The sequence below is a fragment of the Pelistega indica genome (genome assembly GCF_000506865.1).
In the GTDB taxonomy this organism is placed as follows: Bacteria; Pseudomonadota; Gammaproteobacteria; order Burkholderiales; family Burkholderiaceae_B; genus Taylorella; species Taylorella indica.
Genome location: NZ_AYSV01000096.1, coordinates 1 through 24,941, shown reverse-complemented (window position 1 = coordinate 24,941; position 24,941 = coordinate 1). Strand labels below are relative to the sequence as shown.

At 39.3% G+C, this 24,941-nt stretch carries 23 protein-coding genes, 1 tRNA gene, 2 pseudogenes and 1 riboswitch; of the genes and pseudogenes, 22 read left to right on the top strand and 4 right to left on the bottom strand.

Going from position 1 to position 24,941, the window contains the following annotated elements:
• Window positions 1-15: 15 nt before the first annotated feature.
• The 4 genes and pseudogenes from pbpC to fba all read left to right on the top strand — a co-directional run.
• Window positions 16-1,882: pseudogene (pbpC, locus tag V757_RS23770) on the top strand (penicillin-binding protein 1C); the annotation flags it as partial.
• 24 nt (window positions 1,883-1,906) lie between these two features.
• Window positions 1,907-2,245: a hypothetical protein gene (locus V757_RS29980; RefSeq protein WP_390621562.1), complete on the top strand. Its 339-nt coding sequence runs from the start codon at window positions 1,907-1,909 to the stop codon at window positions 2,243-2,245.
• Between the two features lie 83 nt (window positions 2,246-2,328).
• On the top strand, window positions 2,329-3,138 hold the full coding sequence (locus V757_RS23765; RefSeq protein WP_023951886.1) for a carbon-nitrogen hydrolase family protein: 810 nt from the start codon (window positions 2,329-2,331) through the stop codon (window positions 3,136-3,138).
• Between the two features lie 95 nt (window positions 3,139-3,233).
• On the top strand, window positions 3,234-4,298 hold the full coding sequence (gene fba, locus V757_RS23760; RefSeq protein ID WP_023951884.1) for a class II fructose-bisphosphate aldolase: 1,065 nt from the start codon (window positions 3,234-3,236) through the stop codon (window positions 4,296-4,298).
• A gap of 211 nt (window positions 4,299-4,509) precedes the next feature.
• On the opposite strand, the gene V757_RS23755 is transcribed toward fba, so the two are convergent.
• Window positions 4,510-5,142 (bottom strand): DedA family protein, encoded by a 633-nt coding sequence (locus V757_RS23755; RefSeq protein ID WP_023951882.1) that lies wholly within the window; start codon window positions 5,140-5,142, stop codon window positions 4,510-4,512.
• 98 nt (window positions 5,143-5,240) lie between these two features.
• Here V757_RS23755 and V757_RS23750 point away from each other — a divergent pair, with 98 nt between their 5' ends.
• From V757_RS23750 to V757_RS23735, 4 genes and pseudogenes are all read left to right on the top strand, one after another.
• A complete protein-coding gene (locus V757_RS23750; protein WP_031274720.1) occupies window positions 5,241-6,122 on the top strand; it encodes a phosphoribosylaminoimidazolesuccinocarboxamide synthase in 882 nt (293 codons plus the stop codon).
• Between the two features lie 41 nt (window positions 6,123-6,163).
• A pseudogene (gene purE, locus V757_RS23745) lies at window positions 6,164-6,668 on the top strand (5-(carboxyamino)imidazole ribonucleotide mutase).
• The gene (locus tag V757_RS23740; protein ID WP_023951876.1) at window positions 6,661-7,848 is read left to right on the top strand and encodes a 5-(carboxyamino)imidazole ribonucleotide synthase; all 1,188 of its coding nucleotides are present in this window, start codon (window positions 6,661-6,663) and stop codon (window positions 7,846-7,848) included. The pseudogene purE and the gene V757_RS23740 overlap by 8 nt, the downstream one beginning before the upstream one ends.
• Window positions 7,841-8,869, top strand: a complete 1,029-nt coding sequence (locus V757_RS23735) for an L-threonylcarbamoyladenylate synthase (RefSeq protein ID WP_023951875.1) — start codon at window positions 7,841-7,843, stop codon at window positions 8,867-8,869. Before V757_RS23740 ends, V757_RS23735 begins: the two co-directional genes overlap by 8 nt.
• 111 nt (window positions 8,870-8,980) lie before the next feature.
• Here V757_RS23735 and V757_RS23730 read toward each other — a convergent pair whose 3' ends face one another.
• Complete coding sequence (locus V757_RS23730; RefSeq protein WP_023951873.1) at window positions 8,981-10,075, bottom strand: NAD(P)-dependent alcohol dehydrogenase; 1,095 nt, start codon at window positions 10,073-10,075, stop codon at window positions 8,981-8,983.
• A 465-nt stretch (window positions 10,076-10,540) separates the two neighbouring features.
• On the opposite strand from V757_RS23730, the gene htpG reads away from it, so the two are divergent.
• On the top strand, window positions 10,541-12,430 hold the full coding sequence (gene htpG, locus V757_RS23725; RefSeq protein WP_023951871.1) for a molecular chaperone HtpG: 1,890 nt from the start codon (window positions 10,541-10,543) through the stop codon (window positions 12,428-12,430).
• A gap of 300 nt (window positions 12,431-12,730) precedes the next feature.
• On the opposite strand, the gene V757_RS23720 is transcribed toward htpG, so the two are convergent.
• Window positions 12,731-13,306 carry a TMEM165/GDT1 family protein gene (locus V757_RS23720; RefSeq protein ID WP_023951869.1) on the bottom strand — a complete coding sequence of 192 codons (576 nt, stop codon included), beginning with the start codon at window positions 13,304-13,306 and terminating at the stop codon, window positions 12,731-12,733.
• 93 nt (window positions 13,307-13,399) lie between these two features.
• A riboswitch (yybP-ykoY riboswitch) is annotated at window positions 13,400-13,497 on the bottom strand.
• Between the two features lie 145 nt (window positions 13,498-13,642).
• Between V757_RS23720 and V757_RS23715 the strand changes: the two genes are divergently transcribed.
• From V757_RS23715 to azu, 13 genes are all read left to right on the top strand, one after another.
• Window positions 13,643-14,416: an ABC transporter ATP-binding protein gene (locus V757_RS23715; protein ID WP_023951867.1), complete on the top strand. Its 774-nt coding sequence runs from the start codon at window positions 13,643-13,645 to the stop codon at window positions 14,414-14,416.
• The gene (locus V757_RS23710) at window positions 14,416-15,132 is read left to right on the top strand and encodes an ABC transporter ATP-binding protein (protein WP_023951865.1); all 717 of its coding nucleotides are present in this window, start codon (window positions 14,416-14,418) and stop codon (window positions 15,130-15,132) included. Before V757_RS23715 ends, V757_RS23710 begins: the two co-directional genes overlap by 1 nt.
• A gap of 36 nt (window positions 15,133-15,168) precedes the next feature.
• A complete protein-coding gene (locus V757_RS23705) occupies window positions 15,169-16,368 on the top strand; it encodes an ABC transporter substrate-binding protein (RefSeq protein ID WP_023951862.1) in 1,200 nt (399 codons plus the stop codon).
• A 64-nt stretch (window positions 16,369-16,432) separates the two neighbouring features.
• Window positions 16,433-17,320 carry a branched-chain amino acid ABC transporter permease gene (locus V757_RS23700; RefSeq protein WP_023951860.1) on the top strand — a complete coding sequence of 296 codons (888 nt, stop codon included), beginning with the start codon at window positions 16,433-16,435 and terminating at the stop codon, window positions 17,318-17,320.
• Window positions 17,320-18,306 (top strand): branched-chain amino acid ABC transporter permease, encoded by a 987-nt coding sequence (locus V757_RS23695; RefSeq protein WP_023951858.1) that lies wholly within the window; start codon window positions 17,320-17,322, stop codon window positions 18,304-18,306. Before V757_RS23700 ends, V757_RS23695 begins: the two co-directional genes overlap by 1 nt.
• Window positions 18,307-18,573: 267 nt before the next feature.
• Window positions 18,574-18,795, top strand: coding sequence for an RNA-binding S4 domain-containing protein (locus V757_RS23690; protein WP_023951856.1), 222 nt, complete (start codon window positions 18,574-18,576; stop codon window positions 18,793-18,795).
• Between the two features lie 92 nt (window positions 18,796-18,887).
• Entirely contained in the window at window positions 18,888-19,220 is a 333-nt protein-coding gene (locus V757_RS23685) for an oxidoreductase-like domain-containing protein (protein WP_023951854.1), read from the top strand.
• 2 nt (window positions 19,221-19,222) lie between these two features.
• On the top strand, window positions 19,223-20,203 hold the full coding sequence (locus V757_RS23680; RefSeq protein WP_023951852.1) for an NAD(P)H-quinone oxidoreductase: 981 nt from the start codon (window positions 19,223-19,225) through the stop codon (window positions 20,201-20,203).
• 103 nt (window positions 20,204-20,306) lie between these two features.
• A complete protein-coding gene (locus V757_RS0114570; protein WP_023951850.1) occupies window positions 20,307-20,882 on the top strand; it encodes a GNAT family N-acetyltransferase in 576 nt (191 codons plus the stop codon).
• A gap of 137 nt (window positions 20,883-21,019) precedes the next feature.
• Window positions 21,020-21,784: a triose-phosphate isomerase gene (tpiA, locus tag V757_RS23675; protein ID WP_023951849.1), complete on the top strand. Its 765-nt coding sequence runs from the start codon at window positions 21,020-21,022 to the stop codon at window positions 21,782-21,784.
• Between the two features lie 16 nt (window positions 21,785-21,800).
• A complete protein-coding gene (secG, locus tag V757_RS29975; protein ID WP_023951847.1) occupies window positions 21,801-22,811 on the top strand; it encodes a preprotein translocase subunit SecG in 1,011 nt (336 codons plus the stop codon).
• Window positions 22,812-22,885: 74 nt separating this feature from the next.
• A tRNA-Leu gene (locus V757_RS23665) sits at window positions 22,886-22,970 on the top strand.
• Between the two features lie 488 nt (window positions 22,971-23,458).
• On the top strand, window positions 23,459-23,911 hold the full coding sequence (gene azu / locus V757_RS23660; protein WP_023951844.1) for an azurin: 453 nt from the start codon (window positions 23,459-23,461) through the stop codon (window positions 23,909-23,911).
• Between the two features lie 168 nt (window positions 23,912-24,079).
• Here azu and V757_RS28075 read toward each other — a convergent pair.
• A partial coding sequence (locus V757_RS28075) for an Rpn family recombination-promoting nuclease/putative transposase (RefSeq protein WP_081710686.1) occupies window positions 24,080-24,941 on the bottom strand: 862 nt, incomplete at its 5' end.

The following is a 24,941-nucleotide window of genomic DNA, read 5'->3' as shown; positions in this document are numbered from 1 at the left end:
ATCCAAGGATTGAACATGAGAAAATATCTAGTCAAGAGCCTAGTGTTTTTATTAATCCTTGCGATGCTTTTTTTATTAGTATCGAGAATAATTATTGCCACTATTGATACCCCAACGTATCAATCTGTTAGACAAAATAATCAAAGCTCTTATATCCAAATTTTTGATAGACAACAACAATCATTATCTTCTATTCGAACTGACTTTGATACGAGAAAAAGTGAGTGGGTTGAGGAAAAAGACTTTTCAGAACATTTGAAACAAGCCGTTTTGCGTTCAGAAGATAAACGTTTTTATCAGCATCATGGTGTTGATTGGATTGCCTTAGCAAATGCTTTCAGGGGCTACTTGCTGCAGGTAGATAAACGGAGGGGCATCTACTATCACGATGCAATTAGTAGGTTTATTAGACCCTTCATTGCAAGGTAGCGGACAACGTAGATTATGGCAAAAAATAAAACAACTATACTATGCTCAAAGTCTAGAAATGCATTGGACAAAGGCACAAATTTTGGAGGCCTATCTTAATCTTGTGCCATTAAGAGGTGAGGTGGTAGGTATGCCAAGTGGTGCTAAGACTTTTTTCCAAAAATATACCTATGCGTTGAATAAACGGGAAGCGAGTGTATTAGCAGCGATGCTACGGGCACCAAATGTATCTGTTTCTCTATTGGCAAAACGTGCTTGTTTATTAATAGAGTCGAAGACATGTGACTATATGCCAGACTTTATTGCGAATGCTGTAAACTCTCCGCAAAGTTATTATTTAGATAATCCAGAAGAAACCCCTCATTATGCTAGAGCGTTATTAAGTGAGTATCAAAAAAATAAACTTACTATACCACCCGTTATCCGTTCAACCATAGATAAGAAATTGCAGCAATATGTGAAGCAACGAGTGCATGCTAGATTAGTTGAGCTGTTCCAAGAAAAAGTGAGTGATGCTGCTGTGGTCGTTCTGGATAATAACTCTGGTGAAATTCTTGCCTATCTAGGGTCATCAGCCAACTTATCGAATGCGTCTCAGGTAGACCATGTGCAAGCATTGCGTCAAGCAGGATCAACCTTAAAACCTTTTCTTTATGCTCAGGCGTTTGATAATAGATTATTGACAGCAGCATCATTACTGAATGATAGTGAAATGAGTGTCGCTGTTGATACAGGTTTATATATTCCTCAAAATTATGATAAAGGCTTTAAAGGATGGGTATCTGTTCGTACAGCATTGGCATCGTCATTGAATATTCCTGCCGTACAAACTTTAACTATGATAGGTGCTGAAGATTTTCGAGATGAATTGGTTGCTTTGGGGCTGCCTTTGTATGAAAGTGGTGACTATTATGGCTATAGTCTTGCTCTAGGAAGTGCGGATATTACCTTATTAAGTTTAACCAATGCTTATCGTGCATTAGCCAATAAAGGGATTTATTCGCCAGTACAATGGATAAATTCTGAGTATTCAAACCCTCATCAATCAGAAAATCGCACCAAAGATACGGGAAAAGAAATACGTGTATTTAGTGAGCAAAGTGCATGGATCATCCAACACATTTTATCTGATCGGACAGCAAGAACTATCACTTTTGGTTTGGATAGTGCTTTGAGTACGCCTTATCATACGGCGGTAAAAACGGGAACCAGTAAAGATATGCGAGATAATTGGACAATAGGTTGGTCACCGAAATATACCGTTGGGGTTTGGGTGGGTAATAGTGCAGGCGAAAGTATGCGTAATATTAGTGGTGTTTCTGGGGCTGCACCTATTTGGCATGATGTGATGGATTATTTGCATAAAAATAATAATGTATTTTTTGACCCAATGCCTCAAGGGATAGTGGCGAAACAAGTGCATTATGAGCCTACTGTTGAGGCAGATCGACAAGAGTTTTTTATTCATGGTACAGAAATGGATGTGGTAAGACTATCACAACAATCACCGCATAAAGACGAGTCAGATATAACGACCGATGTTACAGTTAATACCATGATTAGTCAGCCTACAGATGGCACAATTATTGCCATCGATCCTGATATTCCAGTGTCTCAGCAAGCTTTAAAACTAGCCGCAAATAATGTTAATCAGCAACGAGCAGATCATATTATTTGGTATTTGAATGGGAAAGAAATTAGCCGAGAAAACCCGTATTATCTCCCCATTACAACAGGTAAATTTACGCTTGAATTATTCTCAATTGATGGTAGGAAACTAGACGAAGTGCATTTTTCTGTGCGAGGAATACGTTAATCTAAATAATTATCTGTTTCTCGGTTATGATAAAAACAAATGATTTGTAATAGTCATAAACAAAGTTCATGAATGGGTAAGCAATGGATACGTTAAAAGTAGCGGTGGGGCAATTTCCTGCCAGTAATGATATAGAAGAAAATAAGCAATTTATTAGCCAACTTGTCAGTAAAGCTGCCATGGCAAAAGTTGAGTTATTGGTACTTCCGGAAGCATCAATGTGCTCTTTTGCATCAGAGCTTAATGTATTGAGAGAGATGTCACAACGGCATACACCAGACTTTATTGAGTTTATCAAGCAATTAAGCATCCAGCATAATATGCATATTGTTGTTGGTGTACTGAGTCTTAATAAAGATCCTGCAGAGCAACGTGTACAGAACCAATTATTAGTATTGAATAATAAAGGGGAAGTGATTAGCCAATACAATAAGATTCACGTATATGATGCGTTCAAATTTAAAGAATCTGACAAAGTACAACCTGGAACGCTTTATGAAGATGGTTCAATGTTTGGTATTTTTAAGATTAAAGAATTTTGCTTTGGTTTGATTAATTGCTATGATTTGCGCTTTCCTGAATTAGCTCGTGCTTTAGTGAGTAGAGGAGTTAATGTGTTAAGTATTAGTGCGAATTGGATACCTGGCGCATATAAAGAAATGCATTGGGATTTATTGCTACGCACACGAGCAGTAGAAAATACCTCATATGTGTTAGCGAGTGGACAAACGGCACCTAAAGGCGTGGGTCAAAGTATGGTTATTGACCCTATGGGATTTGTATTAGCTAGCTGTGGCGAACAAGTGGGTATACAAGTTCAAGATCTTTCGATCAAGAGAATAGAAGAGGTGAGAGAGTTATTACCTTGTTTAGCCAATCGTCGGTTAGTATAATTTTTTATTAAGTTTTGAAGGTTAAATAGTCTTTAGTCTTAATACGCTTTAAAATAGAGAAATTATAGATTTTCAAATTATCTAGGAGTTTTTGTATGGCACTCGTGTCAATGCGTCAATTATTAGACCATGCGGCGGAAAATGGTTATGGCTTACCAGCCTTTAATGTGAATAATCTTGAACAAGTTCAAGCGATTATGGAAGCCGCCAAAGAAACCAATAGCCCTGTTATCATGCAAGCTTCTGCTGGTGCACGTAAATATGCGGGTGAACATTTCTTGAAATATTTAATTCAAGCGGCTGTAGAGTCTTATCCTGAAATTCCGGTTGTCATGCATCAAGATCATGGACAATCGCCAGCTATTTGTAAAGGAGCTATTGATTTAGGTTTCTCTAGTGTGATGATGGATGGATCCTTAATGTCTGACGGTAAATCAGTCGCTAGTTATGAGTACAATGTTGATGTAACGAAAGAAGTTGTTCAAATGGCTCATGCCTTGGGTATCTCTGTTGAGGGTGAGTTAGGTGTATTGGGCTCATTAGAAACAATGCAGGGTGATAAAGAAGATGGTCACGGTGCAGATGGTACATTGACACGTGAACAATTATTGACAGACCCTGAGCAAGCAGCTGACTTTGTTCGTCAAACGCAGGTTGATGCGTTGGCAATTGCTATTGGTACAAGTCATGGTGCTTACAAATTCACACGTAAGCCGACAGGTGATATTCTTTCTATCCAACGTATCAAAGAGATTCACGCTCGCTTACCTAACACACATATCGTGATGCATGGTTCTTCAAGCGTACCTCAAGAGTTGCTCGAAGAAATTCGTCAATTCGGTGGTGATATGAAAGAAACTTACGGTGTGCCTGTAGAAGAAATTCAAGAAGCGATTAAATATGGTGTTCGCAAAGTGAATATTGATACAGATATTCGTTTAGCGATGACGGCAGCAGTGCGCCGTTTCTTGTTTGAAAACCCTTCAAAATTTGACCCACGTGAGTTCAATAAACCAGCACGTGAGGCGGCGAAAAAAGTATGTATCGCCCGTTATGAGGCATTTGGTGCGGCTGGTCAAGCTAGCAAAATTAAACCAATTTCATTAGTGGATATGGCTGCTCGCTATGCAAAAGGTGAACTAGCACAACAAGTGAAGTAATCGCTGATTGTTAGTGTGTTGTGACAAAAATAACTCCATAGGCATATAGTGTTTATGGAGTTATTTGTTGTTGGGAGAGTGGTGATTATTGCCGTATAGCCAGTTAGTGTGGGTCATGATAGGGGTAAGATTTAACCGTTGTTTAGCCAACAATTCTTAAATACTAAAAAACTGACAGGGTATAAACATAATAATGCCCAAAGTGGTTTAACTATTTACTACGTTTTGCTCTAATAACCTCTATCACAGCAGGTAAGACAGAAATAATAATAATGGCTACTAATACTAAGCCGAGGTTATTTTTGACAACTGGAATATTAGCAAAGAAATATCCTGCATAAGAGAAAAGGACAACCCATAATGCACCACCAATAACGTTATAGCGTAAAAAATTCCCATAATGCATATTTGCCATACCCGCAACAAAGGGAGCAAAGGTACGGATGATAGGTACAAAACGAGCAATGATAATGGTTTTACCTCCATATTTTTCGTAGAATGCATGTGTTTTGTCTAAATAGCTTTGACGGAAAATTTTTGAATCTGGATTAGAAAATAGTCTTTGCCCAAAAAACTTTCCAATGGTGAAATTAACCACATCACCTAGTATCGCTGCCGCAATGAGGACACCCACCATGACATGAATATTCATTCCCCCAACAGCGGCAATACCACCCGCAGCAAATAGTAAAGAATCCCCCGGAAGAAAAGGAGTAACTACAAGACCTGTTTCACAAAAAATAATCAGAAATAAAATGGCATAAATCCAAAGTCCGTAACTGGCAGATAAGGCGGTCAAGTGTTGATCAATGTGAAGAATAAAATCAATAATAGTTGAAATCATGAGTCTGTGGGTGAATAATAAAATCAACGGATATTGTAAGGGAAAATAGAGCTATTTGTAGTAAAATAAGCCATCATTTTTTGTAATTTAAAGGGCTTATCGTGAGTACATTACATCAATCTAGTTTGAAATCGTTACCTTTATTAGCACGTGGAAAAGTGCGTGACATGTATGCTGTGGGTGATGACAAATTATTAATTATTGCGAGCGATCGTATTTCTGCTTTTGATGTAATTTTAGATGACCCGATTCCAGGTAAAGGTCAGGTACTTACTGAGCTAACAGAATTCTGGCTCAAAAAACTTGCTCATATTATCCCAAACCATGAAACTGGTATTCGCCCTGAAGATGTTGTTGCACCTGATGAGCTCGAACAAGTCAAGGGGCGTGCGATGGTAGTGAAAAGATTGAAACCAGTGCTGGTTGAGGCGGTAGCTCGTGGCTATATTATTGGCTCTGGCTGGAAAGATTATCAAGCAACGGGCTCTGTTTGTGGGGTTAAATTACCTGAAGGCTTAAAACAAGCCAGTAAATTACCAGAGCCTATTTTTACACCTGCGGCAAAGGCAGACTTAGGTGAGCATGATGAAAATGTGAGCTTTGAGCATGTAGTGAATGTAGTAGGTAAAGAGCTAGCTGAGCAGATTCGTGACGTTACTTTGCGCTTATACAAAGAAGCCTCTGACTACGCAGCAACAAAAGGCATTATTATTGCTGACACAAAATTTGAGTTTGGTCTTGATGAAAATGGCAAACTCCATTTAATGGATGAAGTGTTGACGCCTGATTCCTCTCGCTTTTGGCCGGCTGATACTTATCAAGAGGGTACAAGTCCAGCATCTTTTGATAAACAATTTGTACGTGATTGGTTAGAGACACAGGTATGGGATAAAACACCTCCTGCGCCACGTTTGCCTAAAGATGTATTGGAAAAAACAGCGGCTAAATATCGTGAAGCGTTAGATCGTTTACGTGGCTAATATAAAAATTTATTTATATTTAAATCGAGTTAGGATTAGACATGACTGTAGCTAAAGTTGGCGTCATTATGGGCTCCTCTAGTGATTGGGATATCATGACAAAATGCTGTACGCATTTTAAAAGATTTTGGTGTTGAGTATGAAGCACAAGTGATTTCAGCACATAGAATGCCTCATGATATGGTGGAGTATGGTGCAAAAGCCTATGCAAATGGTATTCGAGCTATTATTGCCGGTGCAGGAGGAGCAGCACATTTGCCGGGTATGATGGCCGCATTAACAGAGGTACCTGTATTTGGCGTACCTGTGCCATCACGGTATTTGCGAGGTGAGGATTCGTTGCTATCTATTGTACAAATGCCTAAGGGAGTGCCTGTGGCTACATTTGCTATTGGCGAGGCTGGTGCAGCGAATGCTGCGTTGCATGCTATCGCAACATTGGCGATGACGGATGAACATCTGCGAGCTAAATTAATTGAGTTTCGTCAGAAACAAACACAAGTAGCAAGAGCGATGACATTACCAGAGGTAAGTAGCCATGAGTGAAAAACAACCGTTGCCTTATAACACCGTATTACACCCTGGACAGACTCTGGGTATATTGGGTGGTGGACAATTAGGCCGTATGTTTTGTCATGCTGCGCAGAGTATGGGGTATAAGGTTGTCGTATTTGAGCCTCATATGGCAAGTCCAGCTGGCAGTGTGGCTGAATATGAAGTTGTGGCGAGTTATGATGATGAAGAAGGTTTGACTAAGCTACTTGATTATACAAATGCTGTTACGACAGAGTTTGAGAATGTACCAGCCACGAGTCTTAAATATCTTTCTATGCAAGCGCGTGTAAGTCCATCAGCAGCAGCTGTAGCTGTTGTACAAGATCGTATTGCTGAAAAGGCCTTTATTGCGTCTCAAGGTATTGATGTTGCCCCTTATGCTGAAATCAGGACACTAGCCGATTTAGAGCAAGTTCCAACGACATTATTCCCTGGTATTTTAAAAGCAGCACGATTAGGTTATGACGGTAAAGGACAAGCAAGAGTTAAGACACTAGATGAGGCTGTAGAAGCGTTTAAATCATTTGGTGAAGTACCTTGCGTACTAGAAGCTATGTTGCCATTGAAAAAAGAAATATCTGTTGTTATGGCACGAGGTTTCTCTGGTGATGTAGTTACCTTTCCGGTTGGCGTGAATACTCATATTAATGGAATCTTATCTAGTTCAGTGGTAGGGATTGAATCTATTTCTTCTATCATCGAACAAAAAGCCAAAGATGCCGCCATTAAAATTGCTTCAGGTCTAAACTACTTTGGTGTTATGTGTGTTGAGTTTTTTATTCTAGAAGATGATAGTGTGGTAGCCAATGAAATTGCACCACGCCCCCATAATAGCGGTCATTACACAATGAATGCTTGTCTTACTAGCCAATTTGAACAGCAAGTTCGTGTATTAGCAGGCATGCCATTAGGAGCAACAGATTTATTAGCACCGACAATTATGCTGAATATTCTTGGGGATAGTTGGTTTATTGATAGTCAAGAAGCCAAAGAACCAGACTGGGATAAAGTGCTAGCCTTACCTGGTGTACATTTACATTTGTACGGAAAGGCTGAGGCTAGAAAAGGGCGTAAGATGGGGCATGTGAATATTGTCAATAAAGACCCTCAACAGGTATTACACTATGCCCGTCAAGTAAGTGAAATTTTACATTTGAATGCACATGTCTGATACTTATTTATTTGATTCAAGTATTATCGAAGCGGCTAAAAAACTGTTAAATGGAGAATTAGTCGCTTTTCCGACTGAAACAGTCTATGGTTTAGGAGCAGATGCTGAAAATCCTGATGCTGTTGCAAAGATTTATCAAGCCAAAGGACGTCCAGCTAATCATCCACTGATTGTACATATTCCGCCAGATGCAAACATTCAGTATTGGACCTCTTCTGTCCCAGAGGAAGCATTTGCTTTAATGGAGGCGTTTTGGCCAGGTCCTTTAACGCTTATCCTCCCCAAGGCTGATCATATTCCTTCTGCTGTGAGTGGTGGACAAAATAGTATTGGTATTCGATGCCCCTCTCATCCCGTGGCACAGCAATTATTAAAAGCGTTTGCTATGCTAAAAACCAATGGTCAAGGGGGAGTGGCAGCACCTTCTGCCAATAAGTTTGGGCATGTCTCACCTACGAGTGCAGCACATGTACTTTCTGAATTCCCTGAAGAAATAGCCTCAGGAATATTGTCTGTATTAGAAGGGGATGATTCGGAAATTGGAATTGAATCGACGATTGTAGATCTTTCTCGTGTTAAAGATGGGGTAGGGGCTGTTTTACTAAGACCGGGGCATATTACCCGATCACAATTGGCAGAAGTTTTGGGCTACCAGCCGGCTAGTCCAGATAAATCAGCGCCACGTGTTTCAGGTTCTTTGAAAGCACATTATGCGCCTAATACTCCCTTACAACTTATCAAAGAAGCAGATCTAGATAGGTTACCGAGTCTGGTGCCTGCAATAGAGAAATGGGCTGTGTTGACTTTTGCAGATATAGATACATTGCCAAGTAGTTCAAATTTAAATTATTTTAATGTATCGACCAATGCACAAGATTATGCGCATGATATTTATGCCTTGTTACGTCAATTAGATACTAAAGGGTTTCAGCGTATTATGGTGCAATCACTTCCACAAGATGATGATAATTGGGAAGCCTTAAATGATCGATTACAAAGGGCAGCAGCGGCGTTTGAGTAGGTTATAGTTTACAACCTAAATTGCTAGTCTCAAAATATACCCCATAAGTTTGTTATCTAACTTATGGGGTCAGCTCCCTAATAGAGCTTTGTTTTTTGACTAAATAAACGATTAAGGTTTAATCGCCACTTTTAGTACACCGTCTCGTTGATTAGCGAATAAATCATAAGCAGCAACGATATCATCTAGCTTGTATTCATGGGTAACGAGCGCTTTGAGATCTATGCGGTCACTTTGAATAACTTTCATTAGGCGACGCATACGTTCTTTACCACCAGGGCAAAGCGCTGTATTAATTTTGTGATCACCTAAACCAGCTGCAAATGCACTCACAGGGATAACTAAGTCTTCTGAGTAAACACCTAGACTTGATAATGTACCGCCTGGTTTTAATACGCGCAAAGCCGTCTCAAATGTTTTTTGAGTACCTAAACACTCAATAGCAGAATCAGCGCCACGACCTTTAGTGATTTTCATGACCTCTTCAACGACATCAACCTCACGGAAGTTTAGAGTCACATCGGCACCCATTTTTTGAGAGATAGTCAAACGCTCATTAATCCCATCTACAGCAATCACTGTTGAAGCACCTAAGAGTCGGGCACCTGCTGTCGCACATAAACCGATAGGGCCTTGTGCAAAAACAACCACAAAATCACCTAAGCGAATATTAGCATTTTCTGCTCCTTTGAAGCCTGTAGACATAATATCAGGACACATCAATACTTGTTCGTCAGTAAGTCCGTCAGGAATAGGTTCTAGGTTAGCTTGTGCATCAGGTACGAGGACATAGTCAGCTTGAGTCCCGTCAATAATATTACCAAAGCGCCAACCTGCTGTTGCCTTATAGCCATGGCAAGAACAAGTCCCATCAGCAGTTAAATAAGCACCGTCTTGAGATGGTACACCATCTTGGCAAGGGTAAGAAGTGAAACTAGGACAAATCGCACCAGCAATGACACGCTGACCCTCATGATAACCTTTTACATTGCTACCAAGTTTTTCAATAACACCTACAGGCTCATGACCTACAGTCAGCCCTTTGGCGACAGGGTATTCTCCTTTGAGAATATGCACATCAGTACCACAAATAGTAGTAGTTGTAATACGAATTAAGGCATCGTTTGGACCAACATCGGGAATAGGCTTTTCTACAAGCTCAATTCTACCTGGTTCAATAAATGCTGCGGCTCTCATCATTGCCATAATACTATCCTCCTAGTCAGTTGAAAGGAACACTTAAAATAGCTAATTCTGATGCTTTTATCATAGTCCTTTTAGATGAAGAAATGATGAAAATAGATGGAAAATAATAATTTAGTTGGTCTTTAGCTATAGCTAGTGTTTTAAGGGTGTTTTAATAAAAAAAATTAATTAAATATGCGCTGAAAAATGGAAAAGTATTTTGTATTTAAGCAAGCCTTAAATTTTCTTTCATAACAGTCAATAATGACATAAAAAACGATGTTAAATCATATCTAAGAATGTCATCTTTAAATAAATACAATTAATGATAATTCCACAGTATTTGTTGTGATAGTTACATAGTTTATGGTTCTAATTTTGTTGGCGGAATTTTTATTTGCTTATGCTCTTTTTGTCTTTCTTGAAAATAAAAAAATTGCCCTCAATTAAAGGCAGATTTATTAGCTTATTTTCAGGAGATTATTGATGTCTACTGCACAAACCATGGGTTTTCAAACAGAAGTTAAACAATTACTTCAATTGATGATTCATTCTCTTTATTCAAATAAAGAAATTTTCTTACGTGAATTAATTTCAAATGCTTCGGACGCATGTGATAAATTGCGTTTTGAATCACTACAATATCCAGAGTTATTAGCCGAAGATACTGAGCTTCGTATTCGAGTCTCTTATGATGAAGCAAATAAAACCATTACCATTGAGGATAATGGGATTGGTATGAGTCGCGAAGATGTTATTGCTCATTTGGGAACGATTGCACGTTCTGGGACGAAAGAATTCTTTGCTTCATTAACAGGAGATCAACAGAAAGATGCCCAATTGATTGGACAATTTGGGGTGGGTTTTTATTCTGCTTTTATTGTGGCAAAACAAGTACAAGTACTTACTCGAAAAGCGGGATTAGCGGCGAATGAAGCGGTGAAATGGGTATCTGAGGGACAAGGTGAATATACGATTGATACCGTTACCAAAGAGAGTAGAGGTACAAGCATTACCTTGTTTTTGAATGAAGACGGTGAAGAGTTTTTAAATGGTTGGAAATTAAAAGAAATTCTACGTCGTTATTCAGACCATATTTCTTTGCCTGTACAGATGCCAAAAGAAGAATATGACCAAGAAGCTCAGACAATGAAAAAAAGTAATGAGTGGGAGTTAGTTAATCAGGCAAATGCACTATGGACACGCAATAAGTCAGATATTAGTGAAGAGCAGTACAAAGAGTTTTATAAACACATCAGCCATGATTTTAATGATCCGTTAACGTGGACGCATAATCGTGTAGAAGGGCGTAGTGAATATACTCAGTTACTTTATATTCCCAAAAATGCACCGTTTGATTTATACGATCGTGATGCCAAACATGGTGTAAAACTTTACGTAAAACGTGTATTTATCATGGATGATGCGGAGCAATTATTACCGAATTATCTGCGTTTTGTTCGGGGTATTATTGATTCTGCTGATTTGCCATTAAATGTATCACGTGAAATTCTACAAGAAAGTCGTGATGTGAAAACGATTCGAGAAGGATCTGCTAAACGTGTTTTGAGTATGCTAGAAGATTTGGCAGAAAATCGTCCAGCAGATTATGCAAGCTTTTGGGCGGAGTTTGGACAAGTGCTCAAAGAGGGTTTAGGAGAGGATCAAAGTAATCAGGAGCGAATTGCTAAGCTATTGCGCTTTGCTTCCACACATGATGAGCAAGCGACACAAACCGTGTCATTAGCAGATTATGTGTCACGTATGAAAGAAGGACAAGATAAGATTTACTATATTGTCGCTGAAAGTTTTGCCAATGCAAAAAGTAGCCCCCATTTAGAGATTTTCCGTAAAAAAGGAATTGAAGTCTTACTATTATCTGATCGTGTTGATGAATGGGCGTTGAACTTCTTCAAAACATTTGAAGGTAAATCATTGGTGTCTATTTCTAAAGGTGGATTAGATTTAGCAGCTTTTGAAGATGAGGAAGAAAAGAAACATCAAGAAGAAGTGGCAGAAAATGTGAAACCTTTGGTAGAACGTTTGCAAACAGTCTTAAAAGATAGAGTTAAAACAGTAGAGATAACCAACCGCTTGGTTGATTCTCCAGCATGCGTAGTAGTAGGGCAACATGAGTTAAGTCCACATCTATTGCGTATGTTAAAGTCAGCTGGTCAAGAAATCCCTGATATCAAACCTACACTCGAAATTAACCCTAATCATGCGTTAATTGAAAAAATGAAGCAGGTAAATGAGGCGGATTTTGCAGATTGGGCAAACGTTTTATTAGATCAAGCGATGCTTGTTGAAGGTGCTCAATTAGAAAACCCAGCTGAGTTTGTACAGAAGCTAAATCGGTTATTGGCAAGTGTATAGTGAATGGTAATGCTCTTGGTAAAGATGAATAAATTTATGTTAAATTTAAAACTATTTTTCTCTGTACTAAGACAACTCTATTTAACTATTTAATGTTGATGTACAGTATTTAAAGTGACTCTAAAAGTGTATTGACTTATCATTTTAGGAAGAGCTTTACACGATAAGTATTGCTTTACTGTTATTCAGAGCATCACAGAAATTTTCTCTGTGATGTCTTTTTTCATGACACTTAATTTTTCCGTACTTGTTTATCAATCTATCGTATAAAAACGTCTGCCATCATAACTACACCAGCGATTAGCTAAAAAGCTGGTCGCCTTTAAATAGAGTAAAAATACCTAAAAGAAAGAAAATGGCAGCGGCAATGGTGTGTACAACTTTCATTGGAATTTTTTGGGCGAATTTTTCACCCAAGAATACAGCGGGGACATTGGCAATTAACATGCCTAATGTTGTTCCTATAATCACTAAAATTGGTTGATCAAAACGAGCGGCCATTGCAACGGTTGCAATTTGTGTTTTATCGCCCATTTCTGCGAGGAAAAAGGCAATACAGGTTACCCCAAAGACCCCAAATTTTTGTGAGTAATCTGCTTGTTCATCATCAAGTTTATCGGGAATCATGATCCAAATTGCCATAGCGATAAACGAAATGCCTAATACCCAACGTAATATTTCAGGGCTAACTTGCGTGGTTACCCAAGCACCTAGTGCACCAGCTAATGCGTGATTGAGCAGAGTGGCGCAGATAATACCAAGGATAATAGGAAGAGGTTTTTTGAAACGAGCGGCTAGTAAAAAAGCGAGTAATTGAGTCTTATCGCCCATTTCGGCGAGAGCAACAACACCAGTAGAGATGAGAAGTGCGTTCATTATGATTCCTTAAGCCGGATACTAATCAATAAAAGACGAATGACCATACTTCTCGTATCCGGCAGGAAGAGAAATACAATCAAAGGTCTTGTCAAATTAGCTATCACTAATCGTTTACGCCATAGCAAGTGTTGCCAAGTATGTTGACGTAAACCTTCTTAAAGAAGAGACTACTCCCCAATGAGTAAGCGTATTGTAAATAAAAATTCCTAGGAGGTCAAATTCATCTAATGGTAACTGCTAGTATTTTCCAACAGAAAATTCAAATATGATGAGGGAAAGACATAAAAAAATACTGAAGAATGTGTTCCATTGACCATCTATGTAGGAATCTGTATGGAGAAAGACTTAATTCTAGAAACCAAACAGCTCACTAAAAGCTTTCTAGGGTTTATTGCTGTTAATAATGTTGACTTGCATGTACAACGAGGCAATATTCATGCCTTAATTGGTCCTAATGGGGCAGGTAAGACAACGTGTTTTAACCTATTGACTAAGTTTTTAAAGCCAACGTCTGGTAAGATTTATTTTAATGGCGAAAATATTACCCAAACTAAGCCAGCACAGATTGCTCGTAAAGGAATTATTCGTTCATTTCAAATATCTGCTGTTTTTCCCGAATTAACAGTCTTAGAAAATGTGCGTATTGGTTTTCAACGCACACACACTAATACGTATAACTTTTTACGAAGTGATAGTTCATTAAATAGATTAAACAATCGTTGTAGAGAATTATTGGCAGAGGTTGATTTATTAGAGTTTGAGAATCATATCACAGCCGATTTACCCTATGGTCGCAAAAGAGCATTAGAAATAGCGACAACGCTTGCGATGGAGCCAGAGTTGATGTTGCTAGATGAACCAACGCAAGGAATGGGCTTGGAGGATGTGGAGAGAACAACTCAATTAATTAAAAAAGTAAGTACTGGTCGTACCATTCTTATGGTAGAGCACAATATGAATGTGATTTCTTCGATTGCTGATTGCATTACGGTATTAGCACGTGGTGCTGTATTAGCAGAGGGCACTTATGCAGAAGTATCTACAAATCCCGCTGTGATGGAGGCATATATGGGGACGAGTGAGGGTGTTCTAGAGGGGGCGCATTAATGAGTACACTATCGTTAGAAATTAAGGATTTACATGCATGGTATGGTGAGTCACATATTTTACATGGTGTCAATATTCAAGTGCCAAAAGGACAGGTAGTCACACTATTAGGGCGTAATGGTGCTGGACGTACTACCACATTACGTGCCATTATGGGTTTGACGGGACAGCGTAAAGGATCTATCAAAATTCATGGTACAGAATCCATAGGATTACCTACCTATAAGGTCGCTCATTTAGGTGTAGGGTATTGTCCAGAAGAAAGAGGGATTTTTGCTAGTCTGACGACAGAAGAAAACTTATTATTACCACCACATCTTAAAACTAAGCAACGTGATATTGGGATGTCTGTAGAGGAAATTTATCAAATGTTTCCTAATCTTTTAGAGCGTCGCTTATCTCCAGGCACTCGCTTATCTGGAGGTGAACAACAGATGCTCGCCGTGGCAAGAATTCTACGTACTGGCGCTAATATTTTGCTGTTGGATGAAATTTCCGAAGGATTAGCACCCGTTATTGTACAAGCGTTGGCTCGTATGATTATGACGCTCAAAAATAAAGGATTCACGATTGTGATGGTAGAGCAAAATTTTAAATTTGCTGCTCCATTGGCAGATCAATTCTATGTGATGGATCATGGCGAAGTGGTGGAGTGTTTTACTGCCTCTCAACTTAGTAGCAAAGAACAAACATTACACACCTTATTGGGTGTTTAAAAACAAACTAGTCTAGAAACTGAGGTGACATATAGTATGAAGTTCAAATTCAGCTGTTTAACAGCAAGCCTAGCTGCGATGAGCATGACTAGTGCTATGGCACAAACTATTTCTAATGATGTTATTCGTATCGGTCATATTACCGATATGTCAGGCGTTTATTCTGATATTGATGGTCCGTCTGGCACTGAAGCTATTAAAATGGCTATTGCTGATGCTGGTGGTGAAGTAAATGGCAAGAAAATTGAAGTATTAACGTTTGACCATCAAAACAAAGCAGACTTAGCGTCAGCTAAAGCTCGCGAGTGGATTGACCAAGAACATGTAGATATTATTGTGGGTGGAACCAATTCGGCAGCAGCTCTTGCCGTTGCTCGTTTAGCAGCAGAGAAAAAAGTTCCTTATATTCAATTAGGAGCAGGCTCAACGCAATTAACTAATGAAGCGTGCACTCCTTTCACAATTCACTATGGATATAGTACCAAGGCACTGGCGAATGTAACTGGCGGGGCGGTAGTAAAAGAGGGTGGTAAAGATTGGTTCTTTATTACCGCTGATTATGCGTTTGGTCATAGTCTAGAAAAAGACACCGTTGCTGTAGTCAAAAAATCAGGTGGTACGGTAAAAGGCGCTGTGAAAGTACCATTGAGTACAAGCGACTTCTCATCTTATATGCTTCAAGCACAATCGTCGGGGGCGCAAATCCTAGGCTTGGCTAATGCAGGTGGTGATTTTATTAACTCTATTAAAGCTGCTCGTGAATTCGGGGTAACACCGGGCATGAAACCGGCTGGTTTATTAGTATTTATTAATGATGTTCATTCTCTTGGCTTAGAAGTTACTCAAGGTTTATATCTAACAGGTGCGTGGTATTGGGATCAAGATGATGCTTCGCGTGAATGGTCAAAACGTTTTGAGGAAAAAGTTAAACGTAAACCATCATTTATTCATGCAGGCGATTATAGTGCTGTTACCAACTATCTGAAAGCCGTAAAGGAAACGGGTACAGACAATGGGGAAGCGGTAATGAAATGGTTTAAGTCTAATCCGCTCAATGACTTCTTCGTTCAAAATACGACGGTTCGTAAAGATGGTTTGCTTGCGCATGATATGTATTTATATCAGGTGAAAACGCCAGCTGAATCAAAAGGTCCTTGGGATTATTATAAAGTGATCCGCAAAGTGTCTGGTGAAGAGGCTTATGGTCCAGAGAGTGAATCTACTTGCAAGCTTTAAACTTTAATTACTCGTTTAATCGGGGGGCGAGCTTAGTTCGTTCTCCTCAATGTGTTAAATAATTATGATGACTGTGTTTGACATCCCATTACCAGCTCTCCTTGGGCAAATTTTGTTAGGTCTAGTAAATGGCTCTTTTTATGCTATTTTATCTTTAGGTTTAGCGATTATTTTTGGACTATTGAACGTCATTAATTTTGCTCATGGTGCTTTATTTATGCTTGGTGCCTATATTGCTTGGATGGGAAGCAATTATTTAGGGATCAATTATTGGATAATGCTAGTTCTTGCTCCTATTGTGGTTGCCATCTTTGGTATGGTGTTAGAGCGTCTTTTATTACGCCATCTTTATAAATTAGATCATGTCTATGGTTTACTGTTGACGTTTGGGATTACATTAGTTCTTGAGGGATTGTTTCGTAGTTTCTATGGTGTATCAGGGCAAGCGTATACAACACCAACAGCACTCCAAGGAGCTTTAAATCTTGGTTTTATGATTTTACCCAAATATCGTGCTTGGGTAGTGGTGGCTTCATTAGTAGTATGTCTATTCACATGGTTTATGATCGAAAAAACGCGCTTGGGATCACAGCTTAGAGCGGGCACTGAGAATGCCAAACTAGTAGAAGCATTTGGTATTAATGTCCCATTGATGATTACCTTGACGTATGGGTTTGGTGTAGCATTAGCTGGATTTGCAGGCGTTCTAGCCGCTCCGGTGTTGCAAGTTTCTCCATTGATGGGGTCTAACCTTATTATTGTGGTTTTTGCCGTAGTGGTTATTGGGGGAATGGGTTCAATTATGGGGTCTATTGTGACTGGTCTTGCTTTAGGCGTGATTGAGGGACTTACGAAAGTATTTTGGCCTGAGGCATCAAGCACTGTGGTCTTTATGATTATGGCACTTGTTTTATTAGTTCGTCCTGCTGGACTTTTTGGGAAAGAAAAATAATGAATCGTCAACTCATCGCATATATATTATTGGCCATCATTATTGGTGCTCTTCCAATGTTTGGTGTTTATCCCATTTTTGTCATGAAAATTTTATGCTACGCCTTGTTTGCGTGTGCATTTAATTTATTACAAGGATATGTGGGTTTATTATCATTTGGTCATGCTGCTTTTTTAGGTGGTGCTGCTTATGCTACGGGGCATGCGGCTAAAGTTTGGGGGCTGAGCACAGAGTTAAGTATTTTATTTGGCGTGATTATGGCGGCTATTTTAGGTGCCATTATTGGAGGCTTAGCTATTCGACGCAAAGGTATTTATTTCACTATGATTACCTTAGCCTTATCGCAAATGATTTATTTCTTCTTTTTGCAAGCGCCTTTCACTGGTGGGGAGGACGGATTGCAAGGCGTCCCTCGTGGTACCTTATTCGGTTTAATTGATCTGAGCAAAGATTTGAATTTGTACTATGTGGTGTTAGCTATTTTTATCTTTGGCTTCTTTATCTGCTGGCGCTGTGTTAATTCACCGTTTGGTAGTGTTTTAAAGGCGATTAAAGAAAATGAATCACGTTGTATCTCTCTAGGCTATGATGTGGATCAATATAAATTGATTGCCTTTGTCTTATCTGCTGCTTTGGCTGGTCTAGCGGGCGCAACTAAAACAATCGTATTCGTTTCAGCAACCTTAAGTGATGCTGTATGGCAAACTTCAGGGCTAGTTGTGTTGATGACGTTAATCGGTGGGATGGGAACGTTTATTGGCCCTGTTTTAGGTGCATTGATAGTGGTCTCACTAGAGAACAAAATTGGTGATATGGGAAGATTATTTGCCGATACTACAGGAATTCAATGGTTTAACTCACTTGGAGAGTCAGTTAGCTTAGTGATGGGCTTAATCTTTATCCTTTGCGTGATGACTTTTAGACGAGGTATTGTGGGAGAAATACGTTATAAATTTAGACACAATTTTGTGAAAAAACACGTGTGATCTGGAGTTTCGGCGCTCAGGGTTTGATAAAAAACTGAGCGTCAAAAACAAAAAAGGAGTTTCGGCGCTCAGGTTTTCAATGCTTATGTTTTCAATAGAGTAATACGGCTCTATACTTGATTGTTAAGTTGAAAAACCAGTGCGTCAAAAAACAAAAAGTTAATTATTAATCATCGGACAAGAATTTCCATCAGAGGTTATTCTTGTCTTTTTGTTCTTGATAGATACTATACGCTACAATAATGACTTATTAATAAGGAATAATTGATGAGTGCTCAGATAGAATTTTCTCTACAAGACCAAGAGTTTATCGCTTTATGTGATTTATTAAAATTGGCTGGTGTTGTCGATAGTGGTGGACAAGCTAAAAACTTGATCGCTGAAGGGTATGTGTATCGTAATGGACAAGTTGAAACGCGTAAAACAGCTAAAATACGGGCGGATGAACGGATTGAATTAGATGGCATTGTGATTGAGGTCAAAGCCTAATGCCCTAAGCAATAACGTATCTAAAGATAGGGATTGTAGAAAATATAGACAAGATCTACATAAGATGCATGAAAAGTTAGAGAGTTGGTACTATGAGTAATGAGCTCGATAGTAAACTAGACAATAGTTTGCCAAATGATAGTAAACAAGTAGAGAGTCAATATAATAATAAACAACCACTCGATGAGAATGTACAAAGCAATAGCCATTCTGTAAGTCACAATGATAATCGCTCAGACAGTAGTGAGAGCCAATCAACATTATCGGTGCTTATAGAAGAGTTGACGCCTCCGACTTATCCAGAAAGTTGGGAGTGCTGTGGTAGTGATTGTGGTGATGCTTGTGTATATAGCATTTATGCACGTGAAAAAGAAGCTTATGATAAGCAAATAGCGATGTTAAACAGTTTATTAGAGAAGGAATAATGATGAAGGCCATTGAAATCACCACACCAGGTGGACCCGAAGTATTACAGATTGTTGAACGTGAAAAGCCCGCATTAAAAAAGGGGGAAGTCTTAATTAAGGTACATGCTGCAGGTATCAATCGTCCCGATGTTTTTCAGCGACAAGGATCCTATCCACCACCACCAGATGCATCTGACTTACCCGGTTTAGAAGTAGCAGGGGAGATTGTAGAGGGAGATTTATCAGGTACTTCTTTTAAGATTGGTGACTTAGTCTGCGCATTAACGCCCGGTGGTGGCTATGCGGAATATTGTGCAGCGCCAGCGGGGAATTGTTTACCCATTCCAAAAGGATTGAATCTTGTGGAAGCAGCTACTTTACCAGAGACCTATTTTACCGTCTGGAGTAATGTATTTGATCGTGGACAATTAAAAGGTGATGAGACCTTATTAGTGCATGGCGGTGCTTCAGGAATCGGCACGACAGCTATTTTGTTGGCAAAAGCACTGGGGCATAAGGTATTTGCGACAGTGGGCTCTGATGAGAGAGTCAAGGCGGTAGAGACCTTAGGTGCTGATAAAGGTATTAACTATAAAACACAAGATTTTGTTGAGGAAATTAAGCAATTAACCCAAGGTAAAGGGGTCGATGTAATTCTTGATATGGTAAGTGGTGAGTATATCAATCGTAACTTACAAGCCTTAGCAGAAGATGGTCGTACTGTGATTATTGCTCAATTAGGTGGTAGTAAAGCGACGATTAATAGTAATTTATTAATGCGTCGTCGTTTAACTATTACGGGATCAACATTACGACCTCGTTCAGCAGAATTTAAAACCGATATTGCGAAAAATCTTGCTGAGAAAGTCTGGCCTTTGTTTGCACAAGGTAAGCTAAAACCTGTGGTATACGCGACATTCCCATTTGAGGATGTGCAAAAGGCTCATGCGATGATGGATGCAGGCGAACAAATCGGTAAAATTGTCTTAACCCTTGAATAAAGGGTGCTACTAGCTAGGTAGAATCGTTTGTAAGGTCACTTGGAAACAATTTGACCTTACTGTCCAATACTTTACTCAATATACATAAAGTCAAGCGTTAAAAATGCAAAAAGCTTCTTTTATCATTCGTCATGCATTAGTGGGTGATATTGCTGCCATTAATAGGATCCAACATGAGTGTTATCCAGAGGAATACCATGAAACATCTGAAGCATTCATTAATAAAATACAGCAATCTCCGGATTTTTGCCTTGTCGCGACCAATCTGCAAGGACAAGTGCTGGGCTATTTTATGTGTGTGCTAGCGAGTTTAGAACAATTTCCTTGTTTACATACAGAGAACTTTGAATGTCCTAAAAAGCCTAGTCTATTATATTTGCATGATATGGCGTTAAGCACATTTGCTCGAGGTCGTGGTGTTAGACAGGCTTTTTTAAGGGCAATTTTTCAAAAAGCACAACAGTTACCTACGCTTAAGTCTGCCTATCTTGTGGCTGTTCAGGGTGCAGAGGTGGTGTGGCAAAAAGAAGGTTTTAAACCTATCAATGCTCAACAGTTGGGCTTGGCTGAGCAACTTAATACGTATGGCGAAGGCGCTGTATTAATGGCTAAAACACTTGCAATGCCAGTTTCGCCTGTTATAGTTTCTCCAACCAAGCATAGATGTTCAAGCATCTAAATAATATTAATGGTGTAATTTTAGTCATTAAACAACTGATTTTTAAGGTATCTCTATAAAATTACTGACAAAATAAATAGGTTCAATTTATAATAGTTGGTTTACTTTAAATTGCTAATTCAAAAGGCTAGAAACATATGAGTGATGAGATACGTAAAAGTACGTCTCGTCTTGTAGTAGGTAACTGGAAAATGAATGGAAGTCTGGCGTTAAACCAGACATTATTGGCTGGCTTACTAGAGAAAACTAAGGCGACACCAGAAAAGTATGCAACGGTGCAACTAGCTGTCTGCCCGTCGTTTCCTTATCTAGCGCAAGTACAACAGGCATTGAGCGGATCCAGTATTTCTTGGGGAGCTCAGGATATAAGCTTATACACTGAAGGTGCTTACACAGGTGAAGTATCCGTGGGTATGCTTATGGATTTTGCGTGTCAATGGGCGATTGTGGGGCATTCAGAACGACGTAGTTATCATGGTGAGACTAGTCAACAGGTGGCAGAGAAAGCCCGTTTGGCACTTAGTCAAGGCATGACGCCAATAGTTTGTATTGGTGAGTCTTTAGAGCAGAGACAAGAGGGTAATACATTAGCCATTATTGAACAGCAATTAAAGCCTGTGCTTGCGTTGGGAGAGCAACTCAAAAATATAGTAGTTGCTTATGAACCTGTTTGGGCAATTGGGACTGGGCTGACGGCTACGCCAGAACAAGCCCAAGAAGTGCACGCCTTTATCCGTGAGTTATTACGACAACAGCAAGCGCCGCAGGTACAAATTTTATATGGTGGTAGTGTTAAATCAGCTAATGCGGCAAGTTTGTTTGCTATGCAAGATATTGACGGTGCATTAGTTGGTGGCGCTGCCTTAGATGCAGATGAGTTTTTGGCTATTGCAATAGCTTAATTTTTTCGGAGTAGTTATGTTAACTTATTTATTCCCAATCCTAATTGCCGTACAGGTTATTAGTGCTTTAGCGATTATTGCACTAGTGCTATTACAGCAGGGAAAAGGTGCAGATATGGGCTCATCATTTGGAAGTGGCTCAGCTGGTAGTATCTTTGGATCGGCTGGCTCTGCAAATTTCTTTTCACGTATGACAAAATGGGCTGCAGTTATTTTCTTTGCGAGTACATTAGGTTTGGCTTATGTTGGGTCAGGTGGATTGGAGAAAAAAGCACCTACATCAGGCGGTAGTTTGATGGAAGGTTTTGCGCCAACGCCTACAGCAGTACCTGATAATACTACATCGGCAGTGCCAACAGCACCAGCTAGTAACGCTGACGCTGCGACAGCTAACACATCTAGCACAACAGGCACAGCAACATCTGCTCCTGCCAATGAGACTAATACGGCGACAAATAGTGCTTCGTCCTCTTCTAGTGATACTGCTGTTTCAGCATCTTCTGGCACAGCAACACCTAATGTATCAATGACTAGTTCAGAGACAACAGCAACAACATCATCTGCAACAGCACCTGCCACATCTAGCACGAGTACATCAACTGCTGATACTACTGCAGCAACAAGCGCTAAAACAGTAGATGCTGCTGCAGCAAACTCAGCAGCAAGTGCAACTACAACGACGGCTGAAGCGGCTGACAAATCAGTTTCAACGGTAGCTGATGGTGCAGCTCAAAAAGATGCTACTGCTACTACTGCTACTACTGCTTCTGATAAAGTCGAGCAAGCAGCAGATAAAGTAGAGGCTGCTAAAGATAAGGTACAGGATGTAGCAGATTCTCATGCAGCAACGGCTACTGAAAATGCTAAACAGGCGAGTGAAGCAGTGATGACTAAATCACAAGAAGCGACAAACCAAGCAACAGAGGCGGTGAAAGAGACGAGCAAAGCGATGGAGAAAGAGGTGACTTCACCTATCTCTACAGAGAAAGATTCTAATGTAGGTGGTTCAAAAGCACCTCAGCAATAGACTAGAAAATTGACATTAAACTGTCAAAAAGTTCTGAATTTCTCAGATAAGTTATGTATAATAACGACTTTATTGCTCACGTGGTGGAATTGGTAGACACGCTATCTTGAGGGGGTAGTGGCGAGAGCTGTACGAGTTCAAATCTCGTCGTGAGCACCAAAATGTATTTCAAATGTATTTCATTTGTCCGTAAGTCCCTGATTTCTTTTAAGGAATCAGGGATTTTTCTTTGGTATTATTTATTGTTGTTAAAAGTTAATCGTCAATTGCTAATCACTAATTGCCACTTCTCAAGAGTAGTCATATTATTGACTCTTTTTAAAGAAAGGTAGGTAGTGATATTGATAGTGGTTGATAAAAAATATGGTAACCACCTATTTCAATTGGGTCATGAAACTTAATGAAACAGCTTATCTGAGCTTTTTAGTAGGGTAATAAGTGATAGACAACTGTATGGCTTTTTGAAATTAAATGCAAAATAGGATGAACTAGAGGGTATATTCTGAAAAATAGATGATATTTACAGTAGTTTATGTGATGGTTAATGAAACTAAATAGCGTTTGGCACGCCTTGCATCATAAAGAGTTTAGTTATATGCTAATTCCTGAAAATTGAATTTTTAGTATGTTTTTAGAGGAGTTATACTATGTCAATGAAAAAATTTGCTTTAGCGGCTGTATTTGCCGTAGCTGCTACACCAGTAATGGCTGCTGAATGTAGTGCTGTTGTTGAGTCAAACGACCAAATGCAATACAACACTAAAGAAATCGTGGTAAGCAAAGCATGCAAAACATTTGATATTGAGTTGAAGCATGTAGGTTCAATGCCAAAAGCGGCAATGGGTCATAATATTGTCGTTTCTAAAGAGGCTGATGTAACAGGTATCGCAACTGATGGCGCAGCGGCGGGTCCTGATGCTAACTATATCAAAGCAGATGATGCTAGAGTTATTGCACACACTAAATTAATTGGTGGCGGTGAGTCTGATAAGCTAACATTAGATCCTGCTACTTTATCTAAAGATGACGCTTATACATTCTTTTGCTCATTCCCTGGTCATATCGCTATGATGAAAGGTACTGTAAAAGTAACTGATTAATAGTATCTAACTAGAAAAATAGAAATAAATAAAGAGGATATTCTTTTCTGAATATCCTCTTTCTCTTTGATAATATTTTACTTTTTACTTTTTAAGTGACGTTGTTTACTTAACGGAAAATACGACTTGTTATTAATGAAAAATACAACTTATTGGGTGATTGTGTACTTATAGTTTCTCAATTATTTCTATGGGTAAACCAGTGACATCATGGATAAGGGCAGTATCTGTGCCACGCGCTTTTAGTTTTTTAGCGGTAGAGATCATAGCCTCATGTGAGCCTTCTTCTTTCCCAATATTAATCCCTTCCTGAATCCCCTTTTCTTTTCCTTCATTATATTTAATATCAAGGGAAATCATATGATTCCAATGGTATTTATTCTGGCGAATAAAGTACTCCACTTGTTGAGCAGTCATGTTAGCGACATTGGCTTTGCGAAAGATTTCTCTAAACGTATCGTCAGTGATAAATTGATGTGGCATGGTGTTCATTTCTCCAAGGAATTTAATGAAATATAGCCAAGTGTGTAGGCGACTGTTCTGATAGTCTAGCGTATTTTTCTGGATTTTGGGCAGTTCCAGAAAAATTAAGTTGAGTTTATGACTAATCGGGTGATGGGTCTCGGTATCGATGAGGGAGGCATGGGTAAAAAAGGATTCTTTAGGAAACTGAATAAAATTAATAAAGGAGATGACGTAGACGGGGTCAAAAGGGCGATGCCAATTCTCCCCGACTTTGATTTGTTTATTTAAGGAGGTGACCGCATAGGCTAAGGTACGGTCAATATAGTGGGGGTGGTCGATATTTTGTACTTCGATAATGAGGTGAGTGTTATCAGAGGTGGTGCAGTAGATATCGAAGATGACGTTGCGGTTATCAAGGGATTCACCGATTTGTTCGGTGTTGTTGAGTTGAATATCGATGATGGGAGGCTCTTTATCGGCGAGGATGGTGTTGAGAAGGTCGATGAGGAGGTGCTTATGGTCGAGCTGACCGAACATCCATTTAAAGACYSAGTCTTGAGTCTGA

Excerpts from the sequence above, each read along its gene's own strand:
- V757_RS23695 (WP_023951858.1), top strand. The coding sequence starts at position 17,320 with ATGAATCGTCAACTCATCGCATATATATTATTGGCCATCATTATTGGT.
- htpG (WP_023951871.1), top strand. The coding sequence starts at position 10,541 with ATGTCTACTGCACAAACCATGGGTTTTCAAACAGAAGTTAAACAATTA.
- V757_RS0114570 (WP_023951850.1), top strand. The coding sequence starts at position 20,307 with ATGCAAAAAGCTTCTTTTATCATTCGTCATGCATTAGTGGGTGATATT.
- V757_RS23710 (WP_023951865.1), top strand. The coding sequence starts at position 14,416 with ATGAGTACACTATCGTTAGAAATTAAGGATTTACATGCATGGTATGGT.
- V757_RS23740 (WP_023951876.1), top strand. The coding sequence starts at position 6,661 with ATGAGTGAAAAACAACCGTTGCCTTATAACACCGTATTACACCCTGGA.
- V757_RS23755 (WP_023951882.1), bottom strand. The coding sequence starts at position 5,142 with ATGATTTCAACTATTATTGATTTTATTCTTCACATTGATCAACACTTG.
- secG (WP_023951847.1), top strand. The coding sequence starts at position 21,801 with ATGTTAACTTATTTATTCCCAATCCTAATTGCCGTACAGGTTATTAGT.
- V757_RS23735 (WP_023951875.1), top strand. The coding sequence starts at position 7,841 with ATGTCTGATACTTATTTATTTGATTCAAGTATTATCGAAGCGGCTAAA.
- V757_RS23720 (WP_023951869.1), bottom strand. The coding sequence starts at position 13,306 with ATGAACGCACTTCTCATCTCTACTGGTGTTGTTGCTCTCGCCGAAATG.
- V757_RS23705 (WP_023951862.1), top strand. The coding sequence starts at position 15,169 with ATGAAGTTCAAATTCAGCTGTTTAACAGCAAGCCTAGCTGCGATGAGC.
- V757_RS23685 (WP_023951854.1), top strand. The coding sequence starts at position 18,888 with ATGAGTAATGAGCTCGATAGTAAACTAGACAATAGTTTGCCAAATGAT.
- V757_RS23765 (WP_023951886.1), top strand. The coding sequence starts at position 2,329 with ATGGATACGTTAAAAGTAGCGGTGGGGCAATTTCCTGCCAGTAATGAT.
- azu (WP_023951844.1), top strand. The coding sequence starts at position 23,459 with ATGTCAATGAAAAAATTTGCTTTAGCGGCTGTATTTGCCGTAGCTGCT.
- tpiA (WP_023951849.1), top strand. The coding sequence starts at position 21,020 with ATGAGTGATGAGATACGTAAAAGTACGTCTCGTCTTGTAGTAGGTAAC.
- V757_RS23730 (WP_023951873.1), bottom strand. The coding sequence starts at position 10,075 with ATGGCAATGATGAGAGCCGCAGCATTTATTGAACCAGGTAGAATTGAG.
- V757_RS23690 (WP_023951856.1), top strand. The coding sequence starts at position 18,574 with ATGAGTGCTCAGATAGAATTTTCTCTACAAGACCAAGAGTTTATCGCT.
- V757_RS23715 (WP_023951867.1), top strand. The coding sequence starts at position 13,643 with ATGGAGAAAGACTTAATTCTAGAAACCAAACAGCTCACTAAAAGCTTT.
- V757_RS23680 (WP_023951852.1), top strand. The coding sequence starts at position 19,223 with ATGAAGGCCATTGAAATCACCACACCAGGTGGACCCGAAGTATTACAG.
- fba (WP_023951884.1), top strand. The coding sequence starts at position 3,234 with ATGGCACTCGTGTCAATGCGTCAATTATTAGACCATGCGGCGGAAAAT.
- V757_RS23700 (WP_023951860.1), top strand. The coding sequence starts at position 16,433 with ATGATGACTGTGTTTGACATCCCATTACCAGCTCTCCTTGGGCAAATT.
- V757_RS29980 (WP_390621562.1), top strand. The coding sequence starts at position 1,907 with ATGGATGTGGTAAGACTATCACAACAATCACCGCATAAAGACGAGTCA.